The 4979-nt window shown below is 72.2% G+C and carries 6 protein-coding genes; 2 read left to right on the top strand and 4 right to left on the bottom strand.

Annotated features, from left to right (window positions below; translation table 11 throughout):
• The 4 genes from H5J33_RS23330 to H5J33_RS23315 all read right to left on the bottom strand — a co-directional run.
• Positions 1–711, bottom strand: a 711-nt coding sequence (locus H5J33_RS23330) for a coiled-coil domain-containing protein (RefSeq protein WP_399552910.1), incomplete at its 3' end; no start/stop codon positions are given.
• A gap of 112 nt (positions 712–823) precedes the next feature.
• Positions 824–1150 (bottom strand): hypothetical protein, encoded by a 327-nt coding sequence (locus H5J33_RS23325; RefSeq protein ID WP_181796861.1) that lies wholly within the window; start codon positions 1148–1150, stop codon positions 824–826.
• Positions 1147–1812 carry a TetR/AcrR family transcriptional regulator gene (locus H5J33_RS23320; RefSeq protein ID WP_181796860.1) on the bottom strand — a complete coding sequence of 222 codons (666 nt, stop codon included), beginning with the start codon at positions 1810–1812 and terminating at the stop codon, positions 1147–1149. Before H5J33_RS23320 ends, H5J33_RS23325 begins: the two co-directional genes overlap by 4 nt.
• Before the next feature lie 100 nt (positions 1813–1912).
• A complete protein-coding gene (locus H5J33_RS23315) occupies positions 1913–2851 on the bottom strand; it encodes a diiron oxygenase (protein ID WP_181796859.1) in 939 nt (312 codons plus the stop codon).
• Positions 2852–2973: 122 nt separating this feature from the next.
• Here H5J33_RS23315 and H5J33_RS23310 point away from each other — a divergent pair, with 122 nt between their 5' ends.
• Both H5J33_RS23310 and H5J33_RS23305 read left to right on the top strand, forming a co-directional pair.
• Positions 2974–4083 (top strand): ferritin-like domain-containing protein, encoded by a 1110-nt coding sequence (locus H5J33_RS23310; protein ID WP_181796858.1) that lies wholly within the window; start codon positions 2974–2976, stop codon positions 4081–4083.
• A 62-nt stretch (positions 4084–4145) separates the two neighbouring features.
• A partial coding sequence (locus tag H5J33_RS23305; RefSeq protein WP_220212665.1) for a hypothetical protein occupies positions 4146–4979 on the top strand: 834 nt, incomplete at its 3' end.

Here is a 4979-nt window from a genome sequence, read left to right as displayed (position 1 = left end):
CAGGGCGCCCGCGGTGGTCAGTTCGCGCTGGGCCTCGGCGACACCCTGTTCCTCCAGCCGGGCCACGGCCGCGAGCTGGTCCGCGGTGAGGCCGGCCAGCGCCCGCTCCACGCCGGCCAGTTTCGTCCGGACGTCGTCGCGCTGCCGCTTCTGCCGGGCGGCCAGGCCGAGCTGGGTGTCCAGGGCCTTGCGGGCCGCGCGGGCCAGGGCGTCCCGGCGGCGCTCCGTGACGGTCAACCGGGCGACCGTACGGGCCCGTTCGCGCGCGAGCTCACCGATGACGTGGCCCTCGTCCAGCGCGGCTTGCGGATCGGGGGCGAGGAGCAGGCGGACGTAGGGGCCGAGGCCGCCGCCGTTCTGGTACTGCTGCCGGGCCAGCCGGCCGGCGTCCAGCCGCTGGGACCGCAGCTCCAGCCGGGCACGGGCCAGTTCACCGTCCAGCCGGGCCACCTCGGCGCGCTGCCGCTCCAGCTTCTCCGTGGTGGCGTTGTAGGTCTCGGTGGCCTGCTCGGTCTGCCGGTACAGCCGCTGAAGGTCCGTCAGCAACCGTCCCACCGAGGGCTGCCGGTCCGGTGCGGCCACGGACGGCCGCGCGTCCGGTGCGGTCACGGACGGCTGCGGATCCGGCACGGCCGCGGCGGGTACGGGCGCGAGGACGGCCTGGGCCGCGACCGCGGCCGTACCGGCCAGACGCCGGAGCACTGCTGACACGTCATCACCTCCGAGGCGCGGAGGGCGGACTCTCCGCCGTCCGTCGCACGGTGATAATCAGACGTGTCGGCACACAATATGCGGGAAGGCTGCGCGGTTCGGCGCACCGCTTTCACTCGTTCGTGTCACCCGGCTTGCCGGATCCCGGGGCATCGGGCGGGGGAGCGGCCGGTGTGGCCGGCTTGGACCACGGCCACCTGAGCCGTCCGCCGGTGGTGTCGTCCGGGTCGTACCGGTACTTCCAGCCCTGGACCAGCCCGAGCCGCCGGCTGTGCCCGCGCGGCACACGCCGGTAGACCAGCACCGTGGGCGGCCCGCCGTCCGGGCCCGGGACGGGGATGCGGTACGTCTTCGGGGGGTGCCCGGTGGGGCCGAGCAGGACGGGCAGCACCCTTCCGTCCATGGGGCCGCCCTCGAAGGGGGTGTCCTGGCTCTTCACGCGCTCGGTACCGGGTCGTGCTCGGCGAGCGTGGCGACGAGCGCCGCCGTCTGCGGGTCGCGGCCCGCGGTGACCTTCAGGACGGCCACGAACTGCTCCACCAGCCAGTCGCGCAGCTCCGCGGGCGGCGGCTGCTTCTCGTTGTCCAGCCAGATCAGGGAGGCGGCCTCCACGGCCGCGATCCACATCCGCACCGTCATGCGCAGCGGCGCGCCGGGCTCGCCGACCTCCATGTGCTGGTAGATGTGCTCGGCGGCGGACCGGCGCACCCCGTCCACGATGGCCGTGGTGCGCTTGGTCTCCACCACGCTGCCGCCCTGGAGCAGCGCGGCGAAACCGGTGTCGTGCTGGTCGACGAATTCCAGGTAGCGGTCCAGGACGCGGGACAGGCGGGACAGCGCGGACGTCTCGTTGGGCTCGTCGAAGCACTGGTTCAGCTGCTCGGCGGCCGACCCGAGCGCGGCCTCGTAGAGCTGCTGCTTGCCGCCCGGGAAGTAGCGATACACCAGGGGACGCGAGACTCCGGCCGCCTCCGCCACGTCATCGAGGGACACGTCCTCGGGCGCGTGGTGCGCGAAGAGGGAGAGCGCGGCGTCGAGGAGCTGGGTCCGTCGTTCCTCGACGCTCAGGCGGCGGTATGCGGGGGTGGCCGACTGGGTCATGACGGTCAGCCTAACCGCCGTCGCGAGGCCGCCACGCGGCGCTCGCGGGCGGCCGGGGCGCACGTGCGCGGCGTCTGCGCCCCCAGGAGGGTCCGCGGGCCTACGCCAGGAGACCCGACGCCCTCCACAGCCGCCGCCCGACGCCCCGCAGGACACCGATGTCGTCCAGGAAATCGGTCAGGCGCTTCGCACCCGTCTGCATGACTTCCCGCCGGTGCCCGCTGGCCTTCACCTGGGCCATCGCCTCCCGCTTGTCCAGACCCACGTTCGTGTACACCTCCGGGTTGACGAAGGCGACCGAGAACACCCGGGCGAACTCTCCGGAGGTGACCCGGGTGAACTCCTGGGACCACTTGGGGGCGGTCACCATCTGGCGCCGCAACTCCTCACGGGCGTACCGGACGTGCCGGGCCTCCTCCACCACGTGGATCCGCGTGACCCCCCGAATCAGCGGCTGCACCCGCTCGTCCGGGAAGGTCAGCCGCTGCATCCAGTCCAGGACCTCCTCGCCGAGCAGCGTGGCGGTGAACGAACCGGGCGTCGTGGAGATGGTCTTGAACAGACGGCCGAGGTTCTGGTGGGCCCGGCTCACCGGGTACCAGGGCGTGCCGCCGTGCGTGATCAGCCGCGCGAACATCTTGGAGTGCCGGCACTCGTCCTCGATCTCGGTGAGGGCGTAGCGCACGTGCGCGCTCGTCGCCGCCTTGTCGTAGACGTGCCGGACCAGCAGCTGCATCAGGATGAGCTCGAACCAGATGCCGAGCGAGGCCAGCGCCGCGGCCTCGTGCCGGGAGAGCAGGATGCGCTGTTCCTCGCTCATCCGCCGCCACATCGGGGTGTCGTAGAGCGAGACCAGCTCCGGCGGCCAGAACCACTTGCCCTCCTCGAAGGGCGCGTCCCAGTCCAGCTCCTTGTCCGGGTCGAAGGAGTGTTTGGCGGAAGAGGCGAGCAGCCGTTCGGCCACTTGTTCCCGGTCCTTGAGCAGGCCCAGCGCGTCGCGCAGCCCGTCCAGCGCGTCCGCTTCCGTCAGGGTCGTCATGGCTCCCTCACCTCGTTACCCGGGGGTAGTCGTCCTGCTCTTATAAGACTCCTTGTCAGTAAGGTCGTCAATCCCTCGCGCAGGACTTGTTGACCCGGCCACCACGCGTGAGCCTGGGGAGTATGGGGACCTACGACCTGTACGCGAACGAGCCCGCGGGCTCCCCGTGGCGGGTGCCCGCCACCGGCGCGGCCCGGTTCACCTGGGAGTACGACGACGGCCGCGATCGTCTGCTCGCCCTGTACCAGAAGGGCAAGGACAAGCAGTGGGACGGGCGGACCCGCATCGACTGGGACCTGGAGGTGGACCCGTACGACGCCCTCGGCACGCCCGAGGAGGCCATGTCCCTGTACGGCACCCGCCATTGGGACAAGCTCTCCGGCCGGGACAAGGCCGAACTGCGCCGGCACCACGCCTCCTGGCAGTTCAGCCAGTTCCTGCACGGCGAGCAGGGCGCGATGATCTGCGCGGCGCGGATCGTGGAGTCGGTGCCCGACCTGGACGCCAAGTTCTACTCCGCGACCCAGACCATGGACGAGGCCCGGCACGCCGAGATATACGGCCGGTTCCTGCACGAGAAGATAGGCCTGCTCTACCCGGTCAACGACGACCTCCGGTCGCTGCTCGGCGACACCCTGCGCGACAGCCGCTGGGACATGCCCTACCTCGGCATGCAGGTGCTCATCGAGGGCCTGGCGCTGGCCGCGTTCGGCATGATCCGGGACACCACGGACAAGCCGCTGCCGAAGCAGATCCTGACCTACGTCATGCAGGACGAGGCCCGGCACGTGGCCTTCGGCCGGATGGCGCTGCGCGACTACTACCGGCAGCTCACCGACGCCGAACTGCGTGAGCGCGAGGAGTTCGTCATCGAGGGCTGTCACCTGATGCGCGACCGGCTGCGCGGGGTGGAGGTGCTGGAGAACTTCGGCATCCCGAAGGCCGAGGCGGCGGCGATCAGCGAACGGTCCGAGTTCCTCCGGCTGTTCCGCAGGCTGCTGTTCAGCCGCATCGTCCCGTGCGTCAAGGACATCGGCCTGTGGGGCGAACGCCTCCAGCGGGCCTACGCGGACATGGGCGTCTTCGAACTGGGTGATTGCGACCTGGACCGGCTCATGGCCCAGGACGAGGAACTGGCCGACCGGCTGGACGCCGAACGCTTCGCCAGGGAGGAGCGGGAGCGGGTCGCGGAGGTGAAGACGACGATCGAGACGGGCGCGACTGAGGACTGACACCTCCGGGCGCAGCCGGTGGCGGGGGTGCCGGCGCGGTGCAGTAGCGTTCCGGCGTGTCCATGCCCTCGCCGCAGCAGCCGTCGTACCCGGGCCCCTACGGGCAGCAGCCCCCGCCGGCCGCCCCCGGCCCGTACGGCTCGCCGTACCCCGGGCAGGCGCCCTACCCGCAGCAGCGGCCGTATCCCGGGCAGGCTTCCTACCCGCAGCAGCCGTACCCGCCCCAGGTCCACCCGTCGCAGCCGTACCCGGGCGGGCAGCCCTACCCACCCGGGCAGCCCCACCCCGGCTGGGGCGTGCCGCCCATGGCGCCGCCGCCCGGGAAGCGCCGCGTCGGGCTGGTGCTCGGCATCGTGGGCGCAGTCGTCACGGTCGTCGTCGCCGGTCTCGTGATGCTCGGCATGCCGGCCGGCAGCGGCTTCCCGGCGGCGGAGCACAAGCTGGTCCTGCCGCACAGCCTGCTCGACGGCGAGTACACCCTCGCCGAGGACCTCTCCGGCACCGAGGGCAGGAAGGTCGAGGACGAGGCCGACGGCGCCTGGGACGTCAAGGACGTCCACGCCACCGTCGGCCGCTACGGCCCGCCCGGCGACGCCTCCCGCTCCATGCTGCTCGTCTCCGGCATGTACGGCCGGTTCAGGAACACCCCCGCGATCCGCCGGGGCCTGCTCAAGGGCGCCGCCGAGACCGAGGGCGTGCGGGTGGAGCGGCCCGCGAGGGACGTCACCCCGCCCGGCGCCGCCACCCGCGTCAGCTGCCAGGTGCTCACCCAGGAGAGCGGCTCCACCACCCTGACCTACGGCGTCTGCGCCTGGGCGGACGGCAACACGGCCGCCGCCGTCGGCAAGGTCGACCTCTCCGTGCGGGACCCCGGCGACGTGGACCTGGAGGAGGCC

This window comes from Streptomyces sp. WELS2 (assembly GCF_013870595.1).
Classification (GTDB): domain Bacteria; phylum Actinomycetota; class Actinomycetes; order Streptomycetales; family Streptomycetaceae; genus Streptomyces.
Note: the sequence above shows the minus strand (reverse complement) of the source record. Positions and strands in the feature narration are given on the sequence as shown.

Coding starts and splice junctions, on each gene's coding strand:
- H5J33_RS23310 (WP_181796858.1), top strand. CDS start 2,974: ATGGGGACCTACGACCTGTACGCGAACGAGCCCGCGGGCTCCCCGTGG.
- H5J33_RS23320 (WP_181796860.1), bottom strand. CDS start 1,812: ATGACCCAGTCGGCCACCCCCGCATACCGCCGCCTGAGCGTCGAGGAA.
- H5J33_RS23315 (WP_181796859.1), bottom strand. CDS start 2,851: ATGACGACCCTGACGGAAGCGGACGCGCTGGACGGGCTGCGCGACGCG.